Origin of the sequence: Chitinophaga sp. CF418, from assembly GCF_900142925.1 — a bacterium.
Lineage (GTDB): Bacteria > Bacteroidota > Bacteroidia > Chitinophagales > Chitinophagaceae > Chitinophaga.
Window position 1 is genome coordinate 43214 of sequence record NZ_FRCN01000017.1, and the last position, 23149, is coordinate 66362.

At 45.5% G+C, this 23149-nt stretch carries 8 protein-coding genes; 4 read left to right on the plus strand and 4 right to left on the minus strand.

Annotated elements, in window-relative coordinates:
- The first annotated feature begins 95 nt into the window (after positions 1 to 95).
- The 4 genes from F3I09_RS30055 (at position 96) to F3I09_RS30070 (ending at position 6441) form a co-directional block, all read left to right on the plus strand.
- On the plus strand, positions 96 to 1394 hold the full coding sequence (locus tag F3I09_RS30055; RefSeq protein ID WP_149698757.1) for a TolC family protein: 1299 nt from the start codon (positions 96 to 98) through the stop codon (positions 1392 to 1394).
- Between the two features lie 14 nt (positions 1395 to 1408).
- Positions 1409 to 2488, plus strand: coding sequence for an efflux RND transporter periplasmic adaptor subunit (locus F3I09_RS30060; protein WP_149698758.1), 1080 nt, complete (start codon positions 1409 to 1411; stop codon positions 2486 to 2488).
- A gap of 14 nt (positions 2489 to 2502) precedes the next feature.
- Positions 2503 to 5625 (plus strand): efflux RND transporter permease subunit, encoded by a 3123-nt coding sequence (locus F3I09_RS30065; protein WP_149698759.1) that lies wholly within the window; start codon positions 2503 to 2505, stop codon positions 5623 to 5625.
- A gap of 267 nt (positions 5626 to 5892) precedes the next feature.
- Positions 5893 to 6441 carry a hypothetical protein gene (locus F3I09_RS30070; protein WP_149698760.1) on the plus strand — a complete coding sequence of 183 codons (549 nt, stop codon included), beginning with the start codon at positions 5893 to 5895 and terminating at the stop codon, positions 6439 to 6441.
- 71 nt (positions 6442 to 6512) lie between these two features.
- Here the strand turns inward: F3I09_RS30070 and F3I09_RS30075 are convergent, their stop codons facing one another.
- The 4 genes from F3I09_RS30075 to F3I09_RS30090 form a co-directional block, all read right to left on the minus strand.
- The gene (locus F3I09_RS30075) at positions 6513 to 10499 is read right to left on the minus strand and encodes a T9SS type A sorting domain-containing protein (protein ID WP_149698761.1); all 3987 of its coding nucleotides are present in this window, start codon (positions 10497 to 10499) and stop codon (positions 6513 to 6515) included.
- Between the two features lie 7 nt (positions 10500 to 10506).
- Positions 10507 to 14424, minus strand: a complete 3918-nt coding sequence (locus F3I09_RS30080) for a SprB repeat-containing protein (protein WP_188134012.1) — start codon at positions 14422 to 14424, stop codon at positions 10507 to 10509.
- A 126-nt stretch (positions 14425 to 14550) separates the two neighbouring features.
- The gene (locus F3I09_RS30085) at positions 14551 to 18336 is read right to left on the minus strand and encodes a SprB repeat-containing protein (RefSeq protein WP_188134013.1); all 3786 of its coding nucleotides are present in this window, start codon (positions 18334 to 18336) and stop codon (positions 14551 to 14553) included.
- A gap of 270 nt (positions 18337 to 18606) precedes the next feature.
- Complete coding sequence (locus tag F3I09_RS30090) at positions 18607 to 22563, minus strand: SprB repeat-containing protein (protein ID WP_188134014.1); 3957 nt, start codon at positions 22561 to 22563, stop codon at positions 18607 to 18609.
- Between the last annotated feature and the right edge of the window lie 586 nt (positions 22564 to 23149).

Genomic DNA, 23149 nt, shown 5'->3' on the forward strand with positions numbered 1-23149 from the left:
GCAGTCTTCAATGACTGACTATAAACCTTTATGTGCCTGTATTGTTGATCTCTTCATAAACCATTTCATACAAACATTACAATAAACGATTCTATATGTCTAGTAAGGACTTAAATGTAGCATCACTTTTCCGGATCCTTACCTGCTGTCTGTTACTTCTTGCTGCCGGTATTACAGCCAAGGCGCAGGATACCTTACACATCACTCTCCAGGATGCCGAAAAACAGTTCCTTGAAAGGAACCTGCAGCTGCTGGCGGAAAAGTATAATGTCTCAATAGCAAAGGCACAGATCATTCAGGCACGGTTGTATAACAATCCTAATCTTACCCTTAGCGGTAACCTCTATAATCCAGACAGAAAGAAATTCTTCGACATCAGTAATCAGACGGGCCAGTATGAGATTGGTATACAACAACTGATCTCCCTGGCAGGGAAAAGGAACAAACAGGTACGGCTGGCGCGTACCAATGCGGATATGGCGGAGAATGCCTTCTTCGACCTCCTGCGCACACTGAGGTTCACCCTGCGTAGTAACTTCTACCAGGCGTATTACCTGCAGAGTTCCATGAAAGCATATGAAGAGCAGATCGCTTCCCTGGAGAAGATGGATGCTACTTATAAAGATCTGCAGCAGAGAGGACTTGTAACACTCAAAGATGCAGTACGTCTGCGCTCTTTGTTGTACAGTCTCCGGGCAGAACGCACCAATCTGCAGAACCAGGTGAGTGACCTGGAAGCAGATCTGCAGTTGCTGCTACAGAATAATCATTCCTGGTTTGCGCCTGACATGCCAGACAATGCCATCACCGGTATTCCTGAAGTACGGCAAACAAGTTTACAAAGCCTGGTGGACAGCGCATATGCCAACCGGCAGGACCTCATGCTGGCACAGAATAACCTGCTGTACAACCAGCAGAATTACAGTCTGCAGAAAGCCATAGCAGTACCCGATCTTACGTTGGGCGCCAGCTTTGACAAGAGAGGCAGTTTTGTGAACAACGCCTCCTTCCTGAATATGGGCATAGACCTGCCATTCTTCAACCGCAACCAGGGCAATATCAAGGCCGCAAAGTTCAGTGTTGACCAGACGAAACTACTGGTACAACAGCAGACACAGGCCGTAGAGAATGAAGTACAGACCGCCTATGTAAAAGCTATTAATACCGATAAGATGCTGGAATCTGTAGATCCTGCATTCCGCGGACAGTTTGAGCAATTGCTGCATAGCATTACAGACAATTTCATGAAGAAGAATATCAGCCTGCTGGAGCTTACAGACTTCTACGATTCCTATAAAGAGAACATCCTTCAGCTCAATCAGCTGCAGAATGACAGGATGCAGGCGATAGAGACTCTCAACTTCGCGATCGGTAAAACTTTGTTCAATAAATAATAACAGAAATAGTCATGAAACCTTTTATCATATATATTCTTCCCCTTGCTTTTGTATGCATGCTGTCAGCCTGCGGCTCACATGAACCGGAAGTTAAAAAAGACGATCCTGCCATCTCCGACAGCCTGTTCAAGCATGTGGAAACGGCTCCCGCTGTGATGGAAGAACCATCAGAGAACATCAAACTGAATGGTAAGATCCAGCCGGATGAAAGCAAAGAATCCAAGGTATATGCCCTGGTAAGCGGTAAGATCAAAAGTGTGCACGTAGAGCTGGGCGACTATGTAAAACAGGGCCAGGTGCTGGCGGTACTGCAAAGCTCTGAAGTAGCCGGTATCACCAACGATGTATCTATTGCAGAATCCAGCGTCGAGATGGCCAAGAAGAATATGGAGACACAGAAATCCCTCTTCGAAGGCAATCTGGCTACACAGCAGGATTACCTGGCTGCCCAGATAGAATACAAGAAAGCGCAATCAGAACTGAACAGGGCCCGCCAGGTTGCTAATATCACCGGTGGCAACAGCGCTGCGTATACGCTGAAAGCGCCTATCAGCGGTTATGTGATCGAGAAGAACATCTCCAACAATTCTGAAGTACGCCAGGATAACAGCAGCAACCTGTTCACCATTGCCGATCTTTCTACCGTATGGATCATCGCCAATGTATATGAATCAGACATTGCGAATATCCGTCTCGGCGATGAGGTGCAGGTTAGAACCCTGGCTAATCCTGATAAAGAATATACAGGCAAAATAGATAAGGTATATAATGTACTGGACCCTGCCAACCGCACCATGCAGGTACGTATCAGCATGCCGAATGCCACTGGTGAACTGAAACCTGAGATGTTTGCAACTGTGAAGGTGAGTGCCAAACCAACGGGCGCTATCCTTAGTATTCCAGCCAAAGCAATGGTGATGGACAACAGTAAACAGTATGTAATAGTAAAGAAACCCACAGGCCTGGAAATACGGGAAATCAACCTGTTGCGCAGGATTGAAGACCGCGCCTTTATTACCGGTCTGCAGGAAGGTGAACAGGTGGTGACCAGTTCACAGGTCTTTATCTATGATGCCCTTAACCTTAACTAGCCAAGCCGGATCTCATGCAGAAAATAATAAAATCAGTCATTGCCTTTTCGCTGAAGAACAGGCTCTTCATAGGTTTTGCTACCGTTGTCCTGATTGTATGGGGCGTCTTAGCATTCAAAAATATACCTATTGAAGCATTCCCGGATGTAACGAATACACAGATCACTATCATTACACAATGGCCGGGCAGAAGTGCGGAGGAAGTAGAGAAGTTTGTGACCGTTCCCATTGAAATAGCCATGAACCCTGTACAGAAAAAGACGTCCGTGCGTTCTACTACTGTATTTGGACTGTCTGTAGTGAAAGTGATCTTTGATGATAATGTAGATGATCCTTTTGCGCGTGCGCAGGTTAACAACCTCTTACGAGACGTGGAACTACCTGAAGGCGCTGAACCTGATGTACAGCCGCCTACAGGACCTACAGGAGAGATCTTCCGTTATACGCTGGAGAGCAAGACCAAAACAGTAAAGGAACTCAAAACATTACAGGACTGGGTGATAGAACGCCGTTTGCTGAATGTACCGGGTGTTGGCGATGTGGTAAGCTTTGGTGGTGAAGTGAAGACCTATGAGATCACTGTCAATCCGCAGAAACTTGCTTCCTATGATATTACGCCGCTGGACGTTTACAATGCCATCTCCAAAAGTAATATCAATGTTGGCGGGGATGTGATTGTAGATAATTCACAGGCCTATGTGGTACGCGGTATCGGCCTGCTGAACAATGCGGAAGAGATAGGCAATATCATTGTAGATAACATCAACAATACACCTATCCTGGTAAAGGATATTGCGCAGGTGGCGGTATCCAATCTGCCTCGTCTGGGACAGGTAGGCCGCGATAAGCAGAATGATGTGGTGGAAGGCATTATTGTGATGCGTAAGGGAGAAAACCCCAGTGAGGTGATCAAACGTGTAGAGGAAAGGATCAATTATCTGAATGAAAAAGTATTGCCCGCCGATGTGAAGATCAATACTTTCTACAACCGCGACAACCTGATAGAGTTTGCTACGCATACGGTATTACATAACATGCTGGAAGGGATCATCTTTGTAACTGTGATCGTGTTCCTGTTCATGGCCGACTGGCGTACTACTGTTATTGTGGCGATCGTGATACCACTTGCCTTGTTGTTTGCCTTTATCTGCCTGACACTCAAAGGGATGTCTGCCAACCTGTTATCGATGGGGGCGATAGACTTCGGTATCATCATTGACGGCGCCGTCGTGATGGTGGAAGGGATATTTGTATTGCTGGATCATAAGCAGCATCAGCTGGGAATGGAACGCTTCAATAAGCTATCCAAACTAGGGCTGATCAAAAATACCGGCGGAGAGCTGGGCAAGGCTATCTTCTTCTCCAAACTGATCATCATTGCCGGTTTGCTGCCAATCTTCTCTTTTGAGAAAGTGGAAGGTAAGATGTTCTCTCCCCTGGCCTGGACACTGGGTTTTGCATTGTTGGGCGCCCTGTTGCTGACACTGACGCTGATCCCCCTGCTAAGTAGCATCCTGCTAAGGAAGAATGTACGGGAGAAACACAATATCTTTGTAGAAGGGATTACTTCCGGTGTGATGAAGCTCTTTTCGCGCACCTACCGTCATAAGCGCATTACGCTCATTATAGCAACAGCGCTGGTGGCAGTTGGCCTGTTCATGTTCAAGTTCCTGGGAAGTGAATTCCTGCCCGAACTGGATGAAGGAGCGATTTATATCCGTGCTACCTGTCCGCTGAGTGTATCGCTGGATGAATCTAAAGTATTGGCTAACAAGATGCGCCGCATTATCCTGGCATTCCCGGAAGTGAAGCAGGTAATGTCGCAGACGGGCCGTCCGAATGACGGTACGGATGCAACAGGTTTCTATAACATTGAATTCCATGTTGATATCTATCCGAAGAAACAATGGAAGAGCGGCCTGTCGAAAGAAGAGTTGATCGACAAGATGCAGAAGCAGCTGGAAGTGTACCCGGGTGTGAACCTGAACTTCTCCCAGCCTATCATGGATAATGTGGAAGAGGCGGTATCGGGGGTAAAAGGCTCCCTTTGTGTGAAGATATATGGGGACAGCCTTACTTATACGGAGGCTAAGGCCAACCAGGTATATGACATCATGAAGAACATTCAGGGCGTAGAAGATCTGGGTGTGATCAGAAATATTGGTCAGCCAGAGATGAGAATTGATCTTGATGAAAATAAAATGGCCCTTTATGGCGTTACTACAGCGGATGCGAACGCTATCATTGAAATGGCGATCGGCGGTAAGGCTATCACGCAGATCTATGAAGGAGAGCGCAAATTCCAATTGCGTTTACGTTATGAAGAGCAATACCGCAACAACGCAGAAGCAATCAGTAATTTAATGGTCCCTACCCTACGCGGTGCGCGGGTGCCTATTAAGAACATTGCCACAATCCGTACATTAACAGGGCCTAGTATCATTTTCAGGGACGATAACAGAAGATATACGGCCGTTAAATTTTCTATCCGGGGGCGTGATATGGGTAGCGTTATTGCAGAAGCCCAGGGCAAAGTTGACAAACAGGTTAAACTGGACAAAGGCTATGAAATGCAGTGGGCTGGTGACTTTGAAAACCAGCAGCGAGCTACGAAACGTTTGACGCAGGTGGTGCCTATCAGTCTACTGATTATTTTTCTTATCTTGTTTGTCATGTTCGGAAACGTAAAGGATGCCGGTATGGTGTTACTGAACGTACCATTTGCCATCATTGGGGGAATTGCCGCGTTATTGATATCAGGGACTAATTTCAGTATCTCAGCCGGTATCGGATTCATTGCATTGTTCGGTATCTGTATACAAAACGGGGTGATACTGATATCGGTATTCAAGAACAACATGCAAATGGTGAAGCGGCATGAATTTAATCATCACACTCTTGAAATAGCAATACGGGATGGGGTACGTACGAGGGTACGCCCTGTGGTCATGACAGCGTTGATGGCAGCTATTGGCTTATTGCCAGCAGCGTTATCCAAAGGTATTGGTTCTGAGACTTCCAAACCCTTGGCGATAGTAGTAATTGGTGGCTTGATCACTGCCACCGTGCTCACGCTGCTGGTGTTCCCACTGTTCTTCTACCTGGGTTACAGGAAAGTAGGACAAAAGATGGATTGAGTGGTTCTGTGCTTATGTAATTGAAGAAGCTGTCTCATAAACGAGGCAGCTTCTTCTTTTTTTATACTATTTGTGTAAAACAGAGAGCCCTATATAATGAAAAGACCGCCTCATTTATTTATGACGACGGCTTTTTTACAATTATGTAGACGTATTGTAGCCTCTCTTTAAAGATCAGTAGCTGTTGTGTAGTTGGTTAAAACCTGCAAATGATTGCCTTGTGGCATAAATTTATGATAACAATAATTAAAGTGCCCCTATTTGCAAATGGAACCCATCATCATAAAAAGATCCACTGACGCTAATATAGAAGCAAGCCTTGGATGCCTTTTGGCAGTGTCAATACCAGTTACATGGTATTTATATGCGATATTTACGGCCAGGAATAAATATGACCTTTTAACGTATGGTATAATTGCAATAGTTTTTCTTCTTCCTTCATTCATCAATTTTATTGCGACTAAAATCCCTTTAAAAGCAGCAATGAAGATATCGGATGAAGGTTTGGTACTATCTCCAAGTAAAAGTATCTATGACAGCTTTGCCTTTCTGCAAAAATTCAAGGCTGGAGCAGAAAAACGACTTCTCTGGGAAAATATAACAGGATTCAGATTAGTGATTTATTACAAAGAATATACCATGAGCCCTACTGATGGCACCGGATCAACAACCTATACGGTACCACGACATCATCTTAGCATTATAGATAAAACGAAAAAAGAAGAAGTTATTTTTTCCATTCATGGTTTGGAAAAGACGCCTGATGAAATTCTGGCGCTTTGTAACCACTTCTTAAAAGAGTATAACTGTAGTTAATATGGGTATCGATAAAAGAAACCGCCTCATTTATTTATGAGACGGTTTCTTTTTTGTGGTATTTTAGTTTTCTATCGGGAAATGATGAACCGGACATCCCTGCTTTCAGTTTCTGTTATGACCCTGAGGATGAATGTTCCCGTTGTGGATCCGCTTACAGAGAATGCATCATCTACCTGTAAGGTCTGTGCATATTCTTTTTTACCGGCTATGATGCCGTTCATGTCATACACATAAACAACGATCTTTTGTTTCCTGTTGAGTTTTATCCTGAAATTAAAGTTACCGTTGTTAGGATTGGGCGAGAGCATTACGGTGTCTATCACCTGTACAGGCAAACTATAGCCTGGACCTGCCTGCGGATCATAGGCAGCAATCTCCAGCTCCTTCCTCACTGTGTAAGTACATGCACCAAAGGTGGCTGTCATTTCTACCCAATAGCTGCCAGGATCGGTGAATTTAATCAGCGGAGTACCGTTATCATATCCTAAGAGCACAGCTTTCGGGTCGTAAGACCAGCTGATATTGCCTGGTTCTGGTAAGCTGATATCTTTTATTACAAGCGTATCAAACGCATTCCTCCGGGAGGCTACCAGGAAGTTGACGTCCGGTTTTATATTGCTCTTAGTGACAGTTGCATCGTCACTGACTTCACAACCATGCGCATCCTGTACAGCTATTTGATATTTTCCTTCGGATAATCCGTTGAATATTCCGGCGTTCAGCCAGCTACTCTGATCCAGTGAATAGTGATAAGGTGTCGTACCGCCGCTTACTATCGCGTCGATCCGACCGTCAGTGGCGCCGTCGCAGATGCTTGTAGTTCTTAGTTCAAGTTCCAGCTTTTCAGGTTGATGCACAGTATATGTAACTTCCTGTTTACAACCTTTGTTGTCGGTGATATTGATCGTGTAATCTCCGGATGGGATATTATTTACAGTGCTACCTGATAGGGATGGCGTATTCCATTGATAAGTGTAATTACCATCTCCACCTGTTACATGCAAAGCAATTACACCATCAGAGTCTCCATAGCATTTCACGTCGGCAATATCTGCAGTGGTAGCTATTGGAGCATATGTAGCTGTTAATGTTACTATAGTGTCAGCAATACAACCACCTGCATCACGTACACGCAAGGTATAATCACCTGCGGGAAGCCCTGTGAACGCAGGACTATCCTGCCATGTGCCATTGTCTATCGTATACTTATAAGGGCTTGTTCCTCCTTCCGGCGCTACAGTAATATGGCCAATAGGATCTACACCACAACCAGGATGTTCTTTTTCTGTTACCCGCAGTCCCAATGTACTGGCTGGCTCTGTCATGAAGATCTGGTGTGTGCTGATACAGCCACGGCCATCTTTCACATGTAGCTGATGTGTGCCTGCCGTGATGTGGTCTATCTGTGAGGCTGTACCATATGCACCATTGTCCAATGCATAAGTATACGCGCGATAACTACCCCCATTACCACCAGTAGCGGTGATCTTTGCAAAGCCGTTATCATTGCCTTTGCAGGAAATATTATATCCATTGTAGTCAGATAAAGTATACGTAAAGCTGACTGGTGCTGATGGCAATATCACTGCATAAGTAGCAGGCGCAGACACCATACAGCCACGGCTATCAGAAACGCGAAGTTTGTAGTTACCTGTGGTAGTTAAAACTGTAGCAGCTGTGAATGGATAATATGTGCTACTATCCAGTGACCATTCATACAGGTAAGTACCATCGCCACCGGTAGCAGTGATTGATATATGAGCACCATCTGCCAGGCAGACAGCGTCTTGTACCGTTACTTTGGTGATTTGTAGTTCAAATACTGCCTGGACAATACTTTCTGCAGATACAATGCTACAACCGGGAGACTTCCTATCAGTAATAACAACCCGGTAAGTACCAGCTGCCAGATCATCTATCTGGGTATCTGTATCGAACCAGAAAGCGCCAGATGTCCACACACCATTCTTTAGCTGCTGCCAGTCGTAGCTGTAACTGCCAGAACCACCGGTTACCGTTGCTTTGATCACAGCACCTGTCTGACCATCACAGCCGGATGGCGTTTGTGCCAGTTGTACATTCAGTGCTGAACGCTGGAAGATGGTGGCTATAAGACTTGATGCATCATTACAAGCTGGACCCTGGTTCTTCAGTGTAACGGTATAATCACCGGCGGTCAGGCCAGTAAAGATGCCGGTGCTGCTTGTAATATCAGTACTATTGTTGCGTGAAAGTGTATACGTATATGTTCCCGAGCCTCCTTCTGCTGTTACCTCCAGACGGCCATCGTTACCACCGAAGCAACTTACAGAGTCTTTGGAGACGAACTTTACGGTCAATGGTGTCAATGTGCTCAATGTTACCGTGCTATCCCATTTAGGGCAAAGCGGTGCATCATTGTTAACGATTTCCGCTCTGTAGGTACCTCCCGGCAGATCGGTGAAGGTGTAGGCATTTATAGTAGTTGCTCCTGATTGCTGTACCAATGATCCGTTACTATACAGATTGAATTGGTATGTGGATGCTCCTGTTGCCGCCACAGAGATGTTACCATCACCGGGAGATGCACATAATGGAGATGTAGCAACAAGCGCTCCTCTGACAGGCGAAGGTTGTGTTATAATGATGTCATTTGTAAAGGCGAGGTTGATATTACAGGTGCTGTTTTTCACCTGTGCTTTAAAGGTTCCCGGACCCAGGTTATTCCATGTGAAAGTTTTCCCGTTTACAGTTGTTTCAGGTTGTACCGCAACACCCCCAGACAATAAAGTAAAAGCGTATGAAGCTGTTTCATCAGCACCTGCAGCAGTGACGGTGATGGAACCATCGTTGGCATTGAAGCAGGAAACATTTGCATGTTGGGCAGTATTTTCAGTTACTGTCAGGGGTAGCAGCTCGGGGATCACCACAGGATAAGGGGTGAAACAACTACCGGCATCTGCTGCGGGATTGATCATCCAGAGCGTATATGTGCCAGCAGCAAGTCCGGTGAGGGAAATATCATTGGCAGCAGGCACGTTACCGTTGCTCCACTGAATCAGGTCGCCACAACTACTGGTAGTTGGGTCACAAGGCGTGTTAGCTGTACCATTCCGCAGCGTCCATCTTATATCCGAGAATCCGCCCTTGATAGCGCTGCCTGGAATTGTAACAGTACCATTATTCTGGCTACCGGCGCAGGAAGGCGTGGTGTGAATACCTCCGTCAGCTATCGTCGGCGCAGCGGGCAGTATTTCGATTGAAGGCGTTGTTACTGAGTAAGGCGAATAATAAGTATGACTTGGATAGACGGCCTTCATCCGGTATCTAAACTTAACTCTTTGTATACCATTCCTCAATTCGGGAATTGCCTGGTAAGGAAGAAAGCCAGTACCATAAGCACTTCCTCCTGAATACAATGGCCTCCATATACTATCCGTTAACTGATATTCATATTCAGTCGACCATGTTACAAACTGATTTGATCCCGTCACTACATTCTCTCCTATAGGTCTAAGGGAAACACCTTCAGTTGCGCAGATCCTCCTTCCAAAAGAAGGACTTTGTAGTGCGAGAGGCTCAGCCATCGCGTAAACCCACCTGGCCCGGAAAACAGCCGGGGAATTGTTTTGCCTGTAGGCCGTACATATGGTATATGGTATCTCTTCTTTGATCCTGGAATTGGGGTCGTTAATGATACTTATCGCATCATTGCCCAGGGGGTATAGCATCTCGGGATCATATGGAACGTCGGGGCATTGCACATCAACGCCATAACCAAACGGATTATTTAATGTGTAACTCACATCCCCTATCCAGAGAGAAATATATCCGCTTTGAACGTCAAACTCACCGTGGTATCCCAGCTGACTAAGCGTGACCACATCCGGATTACCATCTTTAACAATCAGGCTGCCAAAGTCTTCATGTGGGTAATCATTATCAATCAGCAAATACATATAAACTTGCTGTTTGCCATCCATCTGCGCGAAAGATCTGGTACCATTCAGCAGCATTGTTCCTATCAAAAGGAAGAATAGGGCAAGACGTATCCTGCCCTTGTATTGTTGTGCCATCTAATCGTTATCTTGAAATAATGAATCTTACATCCCTGCTTTCGGTCTCTGTTATTACACGGAGGATGAATGTTCCTGTTGCAGATCCTCCTACAGAGAAGGAATCATCTACCTGCAAGGTTGGCGCATACTGTTTCTTGCCGGCTATAATGCCGTTCATATCGTACACATAAGCAACGATCTGTTGTTTGCGATTCAGTTTTATTTTAAAGTTGAAATTGCCATTGTTTGGATTAGGTGACATCATTACGGTGTCTATTACCTGTACAGGTACACTATAACCAGGACCTGCCTGGGGATCATAAGCAGCAATCTCCAGATCTTTTCTTACAGTATAAGTACATGCGCCAAAGGTGGCTGTCATTTCTACCCAATAGTTGCCCGGATCAGTGAACTTAATCAGCGGAGTACCGTTGTCATAGCCTAAGAGCACTGCTTTCGGGTCGTATGACCAACTGATGTTGTCCGGCTCTGGCAGGCTGATATCTTTTATCACCAGCGTATCAAACGCATTCCTGCGGGAGGCAACCAGGAAGTTCACTTCAGGTTTTGCATTGGTCTTGGTGATAGTCACATCTCCACTTGCTTCACAGCCATGCGCATCCTGTACTGCCATGTGGTATTTCCCTTCGGATAATCCTTTAAATGAACCAGCGTTCAGCCAGCTGCCATGATCCAGGGAATACTTGTAAGACTTGGTACCGCCGCCTACTACAGCATCAATGCTACCATTACTTGCACCATCACAGATGCTGGTGGCTGTTAATTTCAATTCCAGCTTTTCAGGTTGGCCGATGGTATAAGTGACCTGTTGTTTACAACCTTTGCTGTCGGTGATGTTGATGGTATAATCTCCGAATGGAATGTTATCTGCGGCGCTGCCTGATAACGATGGTGTACTCCATTGATAGGTATAGTCACCATCTCCCCCACTTACATGGAGTTTGATAGCACCATTAGATTCGCCGTAACATTTCACGTCTGTGATGTCAGCTGTAGTAGCTATTGGAGTATTCGCAGCTGTCAATGTTGCGGTGATACTGCTGGTACAGCCTCCGGCATCTTTTACCCATATAATATGATCACCTGCTACAAGCCCTGTGAACTGCGAACTGTTCTGCCATGCACCATTGTCGATCGCATATTTATATGGACTTGTTCCGCCTTCAGGAGCTACGGTAATATGACCGATAGAGTCTGAACCGCAGCCGGGATGTGCCTGCTCACTCACTTTCAGAACTAATGTACCAGCTGGTTCTGTCATGTTGATCTGTTGTGCACTGATACAGCCACGACCATCTTTGACATGCAGCTGATGTATGCCCCCTGTGATGTGGTCTATCAGTGAGGCGGTGCCATATGGACTGTTATCCAGTGCATAAGTATAATCGCTGTAACTACCACCGTTACCACCAGTAGCGGTGATCTGTGCAAAGCCGTTATCATTGCCTTTACAGGAGACATTATATCCGTTGTAATCTGATAATGTAAAAGTGAAGCTAACAGGTGCTGGTGGCAATGTCACTGCATAAGTAGCAGGAGCAGATACCATACATCCACGACTATCAGAAACACGCAGCTTATAGTTACCAGCTGTCGTCAGATTAGTAGCTGACGTGAAAGGATGATAAGTAGTACCATCCAATGACCATTCATACAGATAAGTGCCATCACCACCGGTAGCTGTGAGTGATATATGGGCCCCATCTGCCTGGCAAACTGCATCCTGTACTGTTACCTTCGTAATCTGTATTTCTGATACTGCCTGGACGGTGCTTTCTGCGGAAGTTACTGAACAAGCAGGCGCTTTTCTATCGGTAATGATGACCCGGTAAGTACCGGCGGCCAGGTCTTCTATTTGAGTGTCTGTATCGAACCAGAAAGAACCAGATGTCCAGACACCATTCTTTAGTTGCTGCCAGTTGTAGCTGTAACTACCAGAACCGCCATTTATGGTAGCTTTGATAATTGCACCGGGCTGACCTGAACAACCAAGTGTTGTTTGTTGCAGTTGTACATTCAATGCTGTACGCTGGTAGATAGTGACGTTAAGGCTTGATGAATCATTACAACCCGCTTGTTGATTCTTTAATGTAACGGTATAATCGCCTGCAGGTAGGTCTGTAAAGACACCGGTGCTATTGGCCTTATTAAGACCATTCCCTGTGAGTGTGAATGTATAGGCTCCTGAACCTCCTTCTGCTGCTACCTCGATACGGCCATCATTACCGCCAAAGCAGCTCACAGAATCTTTGGAGACAAATTTCGCAGCCAGGGGTATTAATGTACCCAATGTAAGTGTACTATCCCATTTCGGACAAAGCGGAGCATCATTGTTCACTACCTCTGCTGTATAAGTACCTCCAGGAAGGTCGGTGAAGGTGTAAGTATTAGAACTGGTCACGCCGGATTGCTGCCCCAGAGCGCCATTGCTATAAAGGTTAAACTGGTAATTAGACGCGCCTGTCGCAGCGACAGATATACTACCATCACCAGGAGATACACATAATGGAGACGTCGCAACAAGCGATCCTGTGATAGGTGCTGGTTGTGAGATAGTGATATCGCTTGTAAATGCAAGATTGCTATTACAGGTATTATTCTTCACCTGCGCTTTGTAAATCCCTGCCGGCAGGTTAGTCCAGGTCATATTCTTTCCTGTTCCAACTGTTTCAGGCCTTACTGCAACACCGCCGGACAGCAGGGTGAAGTAGTAAATTGCATTAGTATCTGCACCGGCAGCAGTAACGCTGATTGAGCCATCGTTGGCATTGTAACAGGATACATTAACATGCTGGGCAGTGTTCTCTGCTATTGCCAGCGCTGGCAGTTCAGGGATAGTCACCACATAAGGAGTATAACAACTGCCGGCGTCAGCGCCCGGATTTAACAGCCATAATGAATAAGTACCGGGAGCGAGCCCTGAAATGGAGATACCATTAGCAACGGGCACAGCCCCGTTGCTCCATTGATTCAGGTCACCACAACTATTGGCAGTCGGATCACAGGGTGCGGTAGCCGTATCGTTCCGCAGGATCCATCTCATTGTTGAAAATCCTCCCTGGATAGCACTGCCTGCAATAGTAATGCCTCCATTATTCTGCCCACCGGCACAGGATGGCGTGATCTGAATACCATCATTAGCGACTCTTGGCGCAGATGGCAGTATTTCTACAGGATCTGATACGGGAGAATAAGGAGAATAATAGGCGGTTCCACTATTATAAAGAGCTTTGTACCTATACCTGAACCTCAGTGTTTGTTTAGCATCTCTCACTTCGGGAATACTCTCTTCAGGAAGAATGAACAAGCCCTCTTGCGCCCCTTCAAAGGCCCATATTGGAGGCGAAGAATGGAACCATTTCCATTCACCTCCATTTACCTGATATTCCGATTCAGCAGTCAATGTCAGAAATGCGTTAGACTCTGCTAATGCATTTATACCAATAGAAAGAAAATTCAGATGCTGGTTCGCACAGATTGTTTTATTATCAAAAGGGCTTGATAACTTGAACGGAGTTGGCATAGCAAAGACGCGCCGGGCACGATAGGTCATCAGGTATCCAACTTGCCCATGGAAAGCCGTTTGTGTACATTCCACATATGGTATATCTTCCCTGATCTTTGAGTTAGGGTTAGCAAAAACACTCAGGGCATCGTTGCTTACAGGGTATGCCAAATACCCATAAACACCCGCTTCTTGTAACGGATCAGAGAAACCCACCCCATAATAGTAAAAAAAACTCGGCTCATAGGCCGCAAACAGGTCGCCTGGCCAAAGTGTAATGTTTGCTCTGTATGCCACGTGTTGATCGTACTCTCCCAGAGAATCTAATGTTATCCAATCAGGAACACCATCCTTTGTCTGCAGATAACCGATATAGTCATGGGGAACAGTATTATCAATAAGCATATAAAAGTCCATCTTCGCCTGGGGCAAATTTTGCGCAACAACACGACTTCCTGGCAGGAGCATTGCTCCTATAAAAAATAAAAATAAAGCTAGGCAACAATTCTTTAGCCTGTTTCCCGGTATCATCTGGTATGTTTGTTATCTTGATATAATGAATCTTACATCCCTGCTCTCAGTTTCTGTTATGACCCTGAGGATGAATGTTCCTGTTACAGTTCCTCCAACAGAGAAGGAATCGTCTACCTGCAGTGTTGGCGCATACTGCTTCTTGCCGGCTACGATGCCGTTCATATCATACACATAAGCAACGATCTGTTGTTTACGGTTTAGTTTTATCCTGAAGTTGAAATTGCCATTGTTTGGATTGGGAGAGAGCATCACAGTGTCTATCACCTGTACAGGTACACTATAACTCGGGCCCGCCTGAGGATCATAAGCGCTGATCTCCAGGTCTTTTCTCACAGTATAAGCACACGCACCAAAAGTGGCAGTCATTTCTACCCAATAGCTGCCCGGATCAGTGAACTTAATCAACGGAGTACCGTTGTCATAGCCTAAGAACACAGCTTTCGGGTCATAAGACCAACTGATGTTGTCCGGCTCTGGTAAGCTGATATCTTTGATAACCAGTGTATCAAATGCATTCCTGCGGGAGGCTACCAGGAAGTTCACTTCAGGTTTTGCGTTGGTCTTCGTGATAGTCACATCTCCACTTGCTTCACAGCCATGCGCATCCTGTACCGCCAGGTGGTATTTACCTTCGGATAAGCCTTTAAATGAACCAGCGTTCAGCCAGCTACCATGATCCATTGAATATTTGTAAGGTGTGGTGCCACCACTCACAACAGCATCGATGCTGCCATCAGTTGCTCCGTCACAGATACTGGTGGAGGTTAATGCCAGTTCCAGTTTCTCTGGTTGATCGATGGTATAAGTAACCTGTTGTTTACAACCTTTACCATCAGTGATGTTGATAATATAATCTCCGAATGGAATATTATCTGCGATGCTGCCGGATAATGATGGCGTACTCCACTGATAGGTATAGTTGCCATCTCCCCCACTTACATGGAGTTTCAAAGCGCCATTGGATTCTCCATAGCATTTCACATCTGTGATATCTGCTGTGGTTGCCAATGGAACATAGATAGCAGTCAGTGTTGTGATAATACTGCTCGTACAACCTCCTGCGTCCTTCACCTTCAATGTATGATCTCCCGCGGCAAGACCTGTGAACTGAGGACTATCCTGCCATACGCCATTGTCTATAGCGTACTTATAAGGGCTTGTTCCTCCCTGAGGCCCTACAGTGATATGACCAACAGGGTCAGCGCCACAACCGGCATGCTCCTGCTCTGTGACTTTCAAACCTAATGTACCAGCAGGTTCGGTCATCTTGATCTGTTGTGTGCTGACACAACCACGACCATCTTTTACATGCAGTTGATGTGTGCCTGCTGTAATGTGTTCTATTAGTGAAGCTGTGCCATACACACCATTATCTATTGCATATGTATAGCCACTGTAACTACCTCCATTGCCGCCTGTAGCAGTGATCTGTGCAAAGCCGTTATCATTGCCTTTGCAGGAGATATTATATCCATTGTAATCAGATAAAGTAAAGGTGAGGCTGACAGGTGCTGGGGGAAGTGTGACAGCATAAGTAGTAGCCCCAGAGACCGTACATCCGCGTCCGTCGGAAACACGCAGTTTATAGTTGCCAGATGTGGTTAAAGCTGTAGCGGCTGTAAAAGGGTGATAAGTAGTTCCATCCAATGACCATTCATAGAGATAGGCGCCATCACCACCGGTAGCTGTGACTGTTATATGAGCGCCATCTGCAAGGCAGACAGCATCCTGTACTGTTACTTTTGTGATCTGTACTTCAGATACTGTCTCAACGGTACTTTCCGCAGATGTAATGCTGCAAGCAGGAGATTTTCTATCAGTAATGATCACCCGGTAAGTACCGGCTGCCAGATCTTCTATTTGGGTATCTGTATCGAACCAAAAAGAACCGGATGTCCACACACCATTCTTCAGTTGTTGCCAATCATAGCTATAGCTGCCGGAGCCTCCGGTTACGGTAGCTTTGATAACTGCACCTGGCTGACCAGAACAACCAGGCGGAGTTTCCTGCAGTTGTACATTCAATGCTGTACGCTGGAAGACAGTGGTGGTAAGACTTGATTCATCATTACAACCAGTACCCTGATTCTTCAGTGTAATGGTATAATCTCCCGCAGGTAGGTCAGTAAAGACACCAGTGCTATTTGTCTTATTAAGACTATTGCCAGTGAGTGTAAATGTATACGTTCCTGAACCACCTTCCGCTGATACTTCTATACGGCCATTACTGCCACCAAAGCAACTCACAGAATCTTTGGAGGTGAACCTTATATTAAGCGGCGTTAGTGTGTTCAATGTTACCGTACTATCCCATTTCGGACAAAGCGGTGCATCATTGTTAACGACTTCCGCTGTGTAAGTGCCTCCCGGCAGGTCAGTGAACGTGTAAGTGTTTGAACTAGTCACTCCCGATTGCTGCACCAGTGATCCATTATTGTAGAGATTAAACTGGTAGTTAGACGCTCCTGTCGCAGCGACAGATATACTACCATCACCAGGAGAAACACATAATGGAGACGTCGCAACAAGCGTTCCTATAACAGGTGCGGGTTGCGTTATAATGATATTATCTATAGATGCGAGGTTGATATAACAGGTGCTGTTCTTCACCAGGACCTTATAAGTTCCTGCACCCAGATTAGTCCAGGTAATACTCTTTCCTGTTCCTGCTGCTTCGGGCCTTACTACAACACCGTCTAACAGCAGGGTAAACCCATAGCTTGCGTTAGTATCTGCACCATCAGCAGTAACACTGATAGTTCCATCACTTGCATTGTAGCAGGATACATTAATATGCTGGGCTACGTTTTCAGCCACTGTTAAAGGTTGCAGTACTGGAACAGTAACCGGGTAAGGACTATAACAGTTCCCTGATTCCTGTCCGGGGTTTAATACCCATAGTGTATAATTGCCTGGTGTAAGATCTGTGATAGAAATACCATTCGCAACAGGCACAGCACCGTCGCTCTCTTTCTGGAAATTGCCACAGGCGTTAGCAGCACCAGGGGCTGCATTAGGGTCACAAGGTCCGGTGGACTCGCCATTCCGCAGGATCCATCTCATTGTTGAAAAGCCTCCATTGATAGCACTACCAGGAATTGTAATACTGCCGGTATATTGAGTACCGGAACAGGATGGAGTTGTTTGAATAGCATTGCTGGCTACCGTTGGGGCCGAGGGTTGTACATATACAAAATCCGATTCAGGAGAATAAGGGGAATAATAAGTCGTACCACTTTTGTATACGGCTTTATTCCGGTATCTGAATCTAAGCGTTTGCTGGGCCGTTCTCACTTCCGGGATATCCGTTTCAGGATGAACACCCAACGCATCGACCCTGCCAGTACGATCGGTCGACACAGAAGAATACAACCATTTCCATGGCCCCCCATTCGCCTGGTACTCCCACTCGGTACTATATGTCACAAATTCATTAGACGTCATCGATACATTCCAGCCTGCTGATATAAGATCAATATTCTGGTTCGCACAAATCGTGGTATTAAAGGATGAACTTTGTAATGCAAAAGGGGCCACCATGCCAAAGACCCGCCGCGCTTTATAAGTAAAGCTATTTCCATAGACGTCACGTTGTGTTTGCCATATATATGGCACATCTTCATTGACTTTTGAGTTAAAGTCGAAGAGTATACTCAAAACATCATTCCCTAAAGGATACATCTCCAATTCGTCAATCCCCGGAAAGGGGCTCTCGACAGTTATGAGATCATCCCAGTTTACACCATAAGGATAAAAAGGGTAAAATTCAATATACAGATCCTGTGGATAAAGCATAATGTGTGCTCTGTGTACCTCATTTTGACCATACATTCCTAAAGAATCCAAAGGGACCCAATTGGGATCACCATCTTTGATAATCATGCGTCCTCCTAAAAAATACGACGGCTCACTACGATCAATGAGTGTATAAAAGTCCAGCATTGCATTGGGCTTACTCTGGGCCACAGCCGCATGCCCGGACAGGAGCATTACTCCTATTAAAAAGACGAATGTAACAAGGCAACTACTCTTTAGCTTGTTTCCTGATATCATCTGGTTTGATTGTTATCTTGATATAATAAATCTCACGTCCCTGCTTTCTGTCTCTGTGATCACCCTGAGGATGAATGTGCCTGTTACTGATCCTCCAACGGAGAAGGAATCATCAACCTGCAAGGTTGGCGCGTACTGCTTCTTGCCTGCGATGATGCCGTTCATGTCGTACACATAAGCAACGATCTGCTGTTTACGGTTCAGTTTTATTTTAAAGTTGAAATTGCCATTGTTAGGATTAGGTGATAGCATGACCGTGTCTATTACCTGTACAGGTACACTGGTACCCGGGCCAGCATGTGGATCGTAAGCAGCTATCTCCAGGTCTTTTCTCAGTGTATATGTACAGGCACCAAAGGTGGCTGTCATTTCTACCCAATAGTTACCCGGATCGGTGAACTTAATCAGTGGAGTGCCGTTGTCATAGCCTAAGAGCACGGCTTTCGGGTCGTATGACCAGCTGATGTTATCTGGTTCCGGTAAACTGATATCTTTTATCACCAGCGTATCAAAAGCATTCCTGCGGGAGGCGACCAGGAAGTTCACTTCTGGCTTTGCGTTGGTCTTCGTGATAGTGGCATCACCACTTGCTTCACAACCATGCGCATCCTGTACCGCCAGGTGGTATTTACCTTCGGATAGTCCTTTGAATGAACCAGCGTTCAGCCAGCTACTATGATCTAATGAATACTTGTAAGGCTCAGTGCCGCCACTTACTACGGCATCAACGCTGCCATCACTAGCACCCTCACAAATGCTGGTGGAAGTTAATGTCAGTTCCAGCTTTTTAGGTTGGTCAATGGTATAAATAACCTGCTGTTTACATCCTTTGCCATCAGTGATATTGATCGTATAGTCTCCAGCAGGTATATTCTCAGCGGTGCTGCCTGATAATGATGGGCTACTCCACTGATAAGTGTAGTTGCCGTCTCCTCCGCTTACATGCAGTTGCAGTGCGCCATTGGATTCTCCGTAGCATCTTACATCAGTAATATCAACAGTAGTTGCCAACGGCGCATAGATAGCGGTCAGCGTGGTGGTAATACTGCTCGTACATCCTCCCGCGTCCTTCACCTGCAAAGTATGATCACCCGCGGCAAGACCTGTGAACGCTGGGCTATCCTGCCATGTACCATTGTCTATCGCATATTTATAAGGGCTGGTACCGCCTGTTGGTGCTACAGTGATATGACCAACAGGATCGGCGCCACAACCGGCATGCCCCTGTTCAGTAACTTTCAAACCTAAGGTTCCGGCAGGCTCGGTCATCGTGATCTGCTTTGTGCTGATACAAGCACGGCCGTCCTTTACATGTAGCTGGTGTGTGCCTGCCGTGATGTGTTCTATCAATGAAGCAGTGCCATAAGTGCCATTGTCAATTGCATATGTATAGCCACTGTAACTACCGCCATTGCCACCTGTAGCAGTGATCTGCGCAAAACCGTTGTCATTGCCTTTGCAGGAGACGTTATAGCCATTGTAATCAGATAAAGTGTAGGTGAAGCTGACAGGCGCTGTTGGCAATGTCACCGCATATGTATTTGACGCAGATGTCATGCATCCGCGACCATCAGTAACACGTAGTTTATAGTTGCCAGATGCAGTCAGCGCTGTAGCTGCTGTAAAAGTATGATAGGTACTACCATCCAATGTCCATTCATATACATAAGCTCCATCACCACCGGTAGCTATGATTGATATGTGCGCACCATCTACCAGGCAGACAGCATCTTGTACTGTTACCTTAGTGATCTGTACTTCAGAAACTGCCTGGACTATGCTTTCGGAAGATGTAATGCTACAGGCAGGAGATTTTTTGTCAATTATAATCACACGGTAACTACCTGCAGCCAGATCTTCTATCTGGGTATCTGTATCGAACCAGAAAGAACCGGATGTCCACACATTGTTTTTCAATTGCTGCCAGTCGTAGCTGTAGCTGCCGGAACCGCCGCTTACAATAGCTTTGACTATTGCACCTGATTGCCCGGAACAGCCAGCGGGAGTTTGTTGCAGTTGTACATTCAATGCGGTACGCTGGAAGACGGTGGTGGTAAGACTTGATTCATCGTTACAACCAGTACCCTGATTCTTCAGTGTAATGGTATAATCTCCTGCGGGCAGGTCTGTAAAGATGCCAGTGCTATTTGACTTATTAAGACTATTACCGGTGAGTGTAAATGTGTACGCTCCTGAACCACCTTCTGCCGATACTACTATACGACCATCATTGCCGCCAAAGCAGTTCACAGAATCTTTGGAAGTGAACCTTATATTAAGCGGCGTTAGTGTGTTCAATGTTACCGTACTATCCCATTTAGGACAAAGTGGTGCATCATTGTTAACGACTTCCGCTGTGTAAGTGCCTCCTGACAGGTCAGTGAAGGTGTAAGTATTCAAACCGGTTACACCCGATTGTTGTACCAATGAGCCATTACTATAAAGATTAAACTGGTAATTAGATGCTCCTGTTGCAGCAACGGAGATATTACCATCACCAGGAGAAACACATAATGGAGACGTCGCAACAAGCGTTCCTATAACAGGTGCGGGTTGCGTTATAATGATATTATCTATAGATGCGAGGTTGATATAACAGGTGCTGTTCTTCACCAGTACCTTATAAGTTCCTGCACCCAGATTAGTCCAGGTAATACTCTTTCCTGTTCCTGCTGCTTCGGGCCTTACTACAACACCGTCTAACAGCAGGGTAAACCCATAGCTTGCGTTAGTATCTGCACCATCAGCAGTAACACTGATAGTTCCATCACTTGCATTGTAGCAGGATACATTAATATGCTGGGCTACGTTTTCAGCCACTGTTAAAGGTTGCAGCACTGGAACAGTAACAGGGTAAGGAGTATAACAGTTCCCTGATTCCTGTCCCGGGTTTAATAGCCATAATGTATAATTACCAGGTGCAAGATCTGTGATAGAAATGCCATTATCAACAGGCACAGCACCCTCACTTTGTTTAAGAAAACTGCCGCAGGGGGTCGATCCTGGAGTCCCATTAGGGTCGCAAGGTCCGCTAGCCGGTCCATCCCGCAGTATCCATCTCATTGTTGAAAATCCGCCATTTATGGCACTACCAGGAATTGTAATGCCGCCAGTGTGCTGCGTACCGGGACAGGATGGCGTCGTTTGAATAGCATTACCGGCTAATGTCGGCGCCGACGGTTGTATCTCAACCGGATCCGACGCCGCTGAATAAGGAGAATAATAAGTATTGATTTTGTAAGCCGCCTTATGTCTGTACCTGAATCTCACCGTCTGTTTGCCAGCTCTTAACTCCGGAATATATTCCTCAGGACGGAAATAAAAATAATCCCAGTTATAAGTGGAATTAAAGTACTGCCATGCGCCACCATTTACCTGATATTCCCACTCCGCAGTAAATGTTACAAACTCGTTAGACATTATCGTTGCATTGCTGTTTTCATGCGTCAGATAAAGCACTTCATTTGCACAGATTGTCCTGTTAAAAGACGAACTTTTTAGCGGCCAGGGAGTCGGCATGCCATAGACACGCCTGGCATGATAGGGAGCAGTGTAAGGTTGTGTGACTATATAATTTGTTCCGATAAAATAGGGTATATCCTCGTTGATCCTCGAATTATCATCCATAATGACGGCCAAAGCATTGGAATCTATCGGATATATCTCAAGTGGGTCTATTAAGGGGAAGGGGCCATCGACCCATACCCAGGCATATCCACCCCAGGGATACTGAAGAAGAAGATCTCCCGGATAATAAGCGATCCGTGCCTTATATACGTCATTGGTTCCAAAGTATCCCAGAGAATCCATTCTTACTTCCGTCGGAATACCATCCTTCTGATAAAAAGTGCCTAAATAGTCATGCCATATACCCCGCTCAACCAACAGATAAGTGTCCGCATAAGTATAATCCTGTGCTGTTGCTCTACCCGCCGACAGCATCATTGCTACTATTAACAAAAAAAGCATAGCCAGCCGGTTAATGATCATCTTTCCGCACCGGTTTATATTTAAAGTGGAACATACTTTTCTCAGGGATGCTACTGTCCTTGTCATATACATAAGAACCAATCTTGTATTTTCTAGTGGGTGATATTTTAAAGCTGAAATGACCTTTGCCGGAGCCGGGGGATAATAGCATAACGTTTCATACGAGTACATCCATACTGTAACCTCGTTCCATGTAATGAACAGGTTGACATTACAGAAAATAAGCTCACCGGTTTGACCGCCGGTATTGCGGGTACAGGGTTATAATATCCGGGTATCGGTAACATAGGTAATGGGTGTAGGTGTCCCTTAATCTATTTCAGGCCATACATGGTAAATTTACATAATAGAATAATATTATTTAAAAGAGAATGAGTACTGACTTATCAACTGATTGTCAATCAGCAAAAATTATTTTCGAAATGCAGTAGTATTACACAATGTCAGGACAAAATGTACTGTAAAACAAGCCTTTTAATGTATCAGAACATAATAACGTGTAGGTTGTTAACTATACGATGTCGCCAGTCGACAATTCAACTATTTTCCTTACATTCATCAAAAC

Bases quoted from the DNA above. Each gene is read 5' to 3' on its own strand.
- F3I09_RS30055 (WP_149698757.1), top strand. From the start codon at position 96: ATGTCTAGTAAGGACTTAAATGTAGCATCACTTTTCCGGATCCTTACC.
- F3I09_RS30060 (WP_149698758.1), top strand. From the start codon at position 1,409: ATGAAACCTTTTATCATATATATTCTTCCCCTTGCTTTTGTATGCATG.
- F3I09_RS30065 (WP_149698759.1), top strand. From the start codon at position 2,503: ATGCAGAAAATAATAAAATCAGTCATTGCCTTTTCGCTGAAGAACAGG.
- F3I09_RS30070 (WP_149698760.1), top strand. From the start codon at position 5,893: ATGGAACCCATCATCATAAAAAGATCCACTGACGCTAATATAGAAGCA.
- F3I09_RS30075 (WP_149698761.1), bottom strand. From the start codon at position 10,499: ATGGCACAACAATACAAGGGCAGGATACGTCTTGCCCTATTCTTCCTT.
- F3I09_RS30080 (WP_188134012.1), bottom strand. From the start codon at position 14,424: ATGGACTTTTATATGCTTATTGATAATACTGTTCCCCATGACTATATC.
- F3I09_RS30085 (WP_188134013.1), bottom strand. From the start codon at position 18,336: ATGCTTTATCCACAGGATCTGTATATTGAATTTTACCCTTTTTATCCT.
- F3I09_RS30090 (WP_188134014.1), bottom strand. From the start codon at position 22,563: ATGCTTTTTTTGTTAATAGTAGCAATGATGCTGTCGGCGGGTAGAGCA.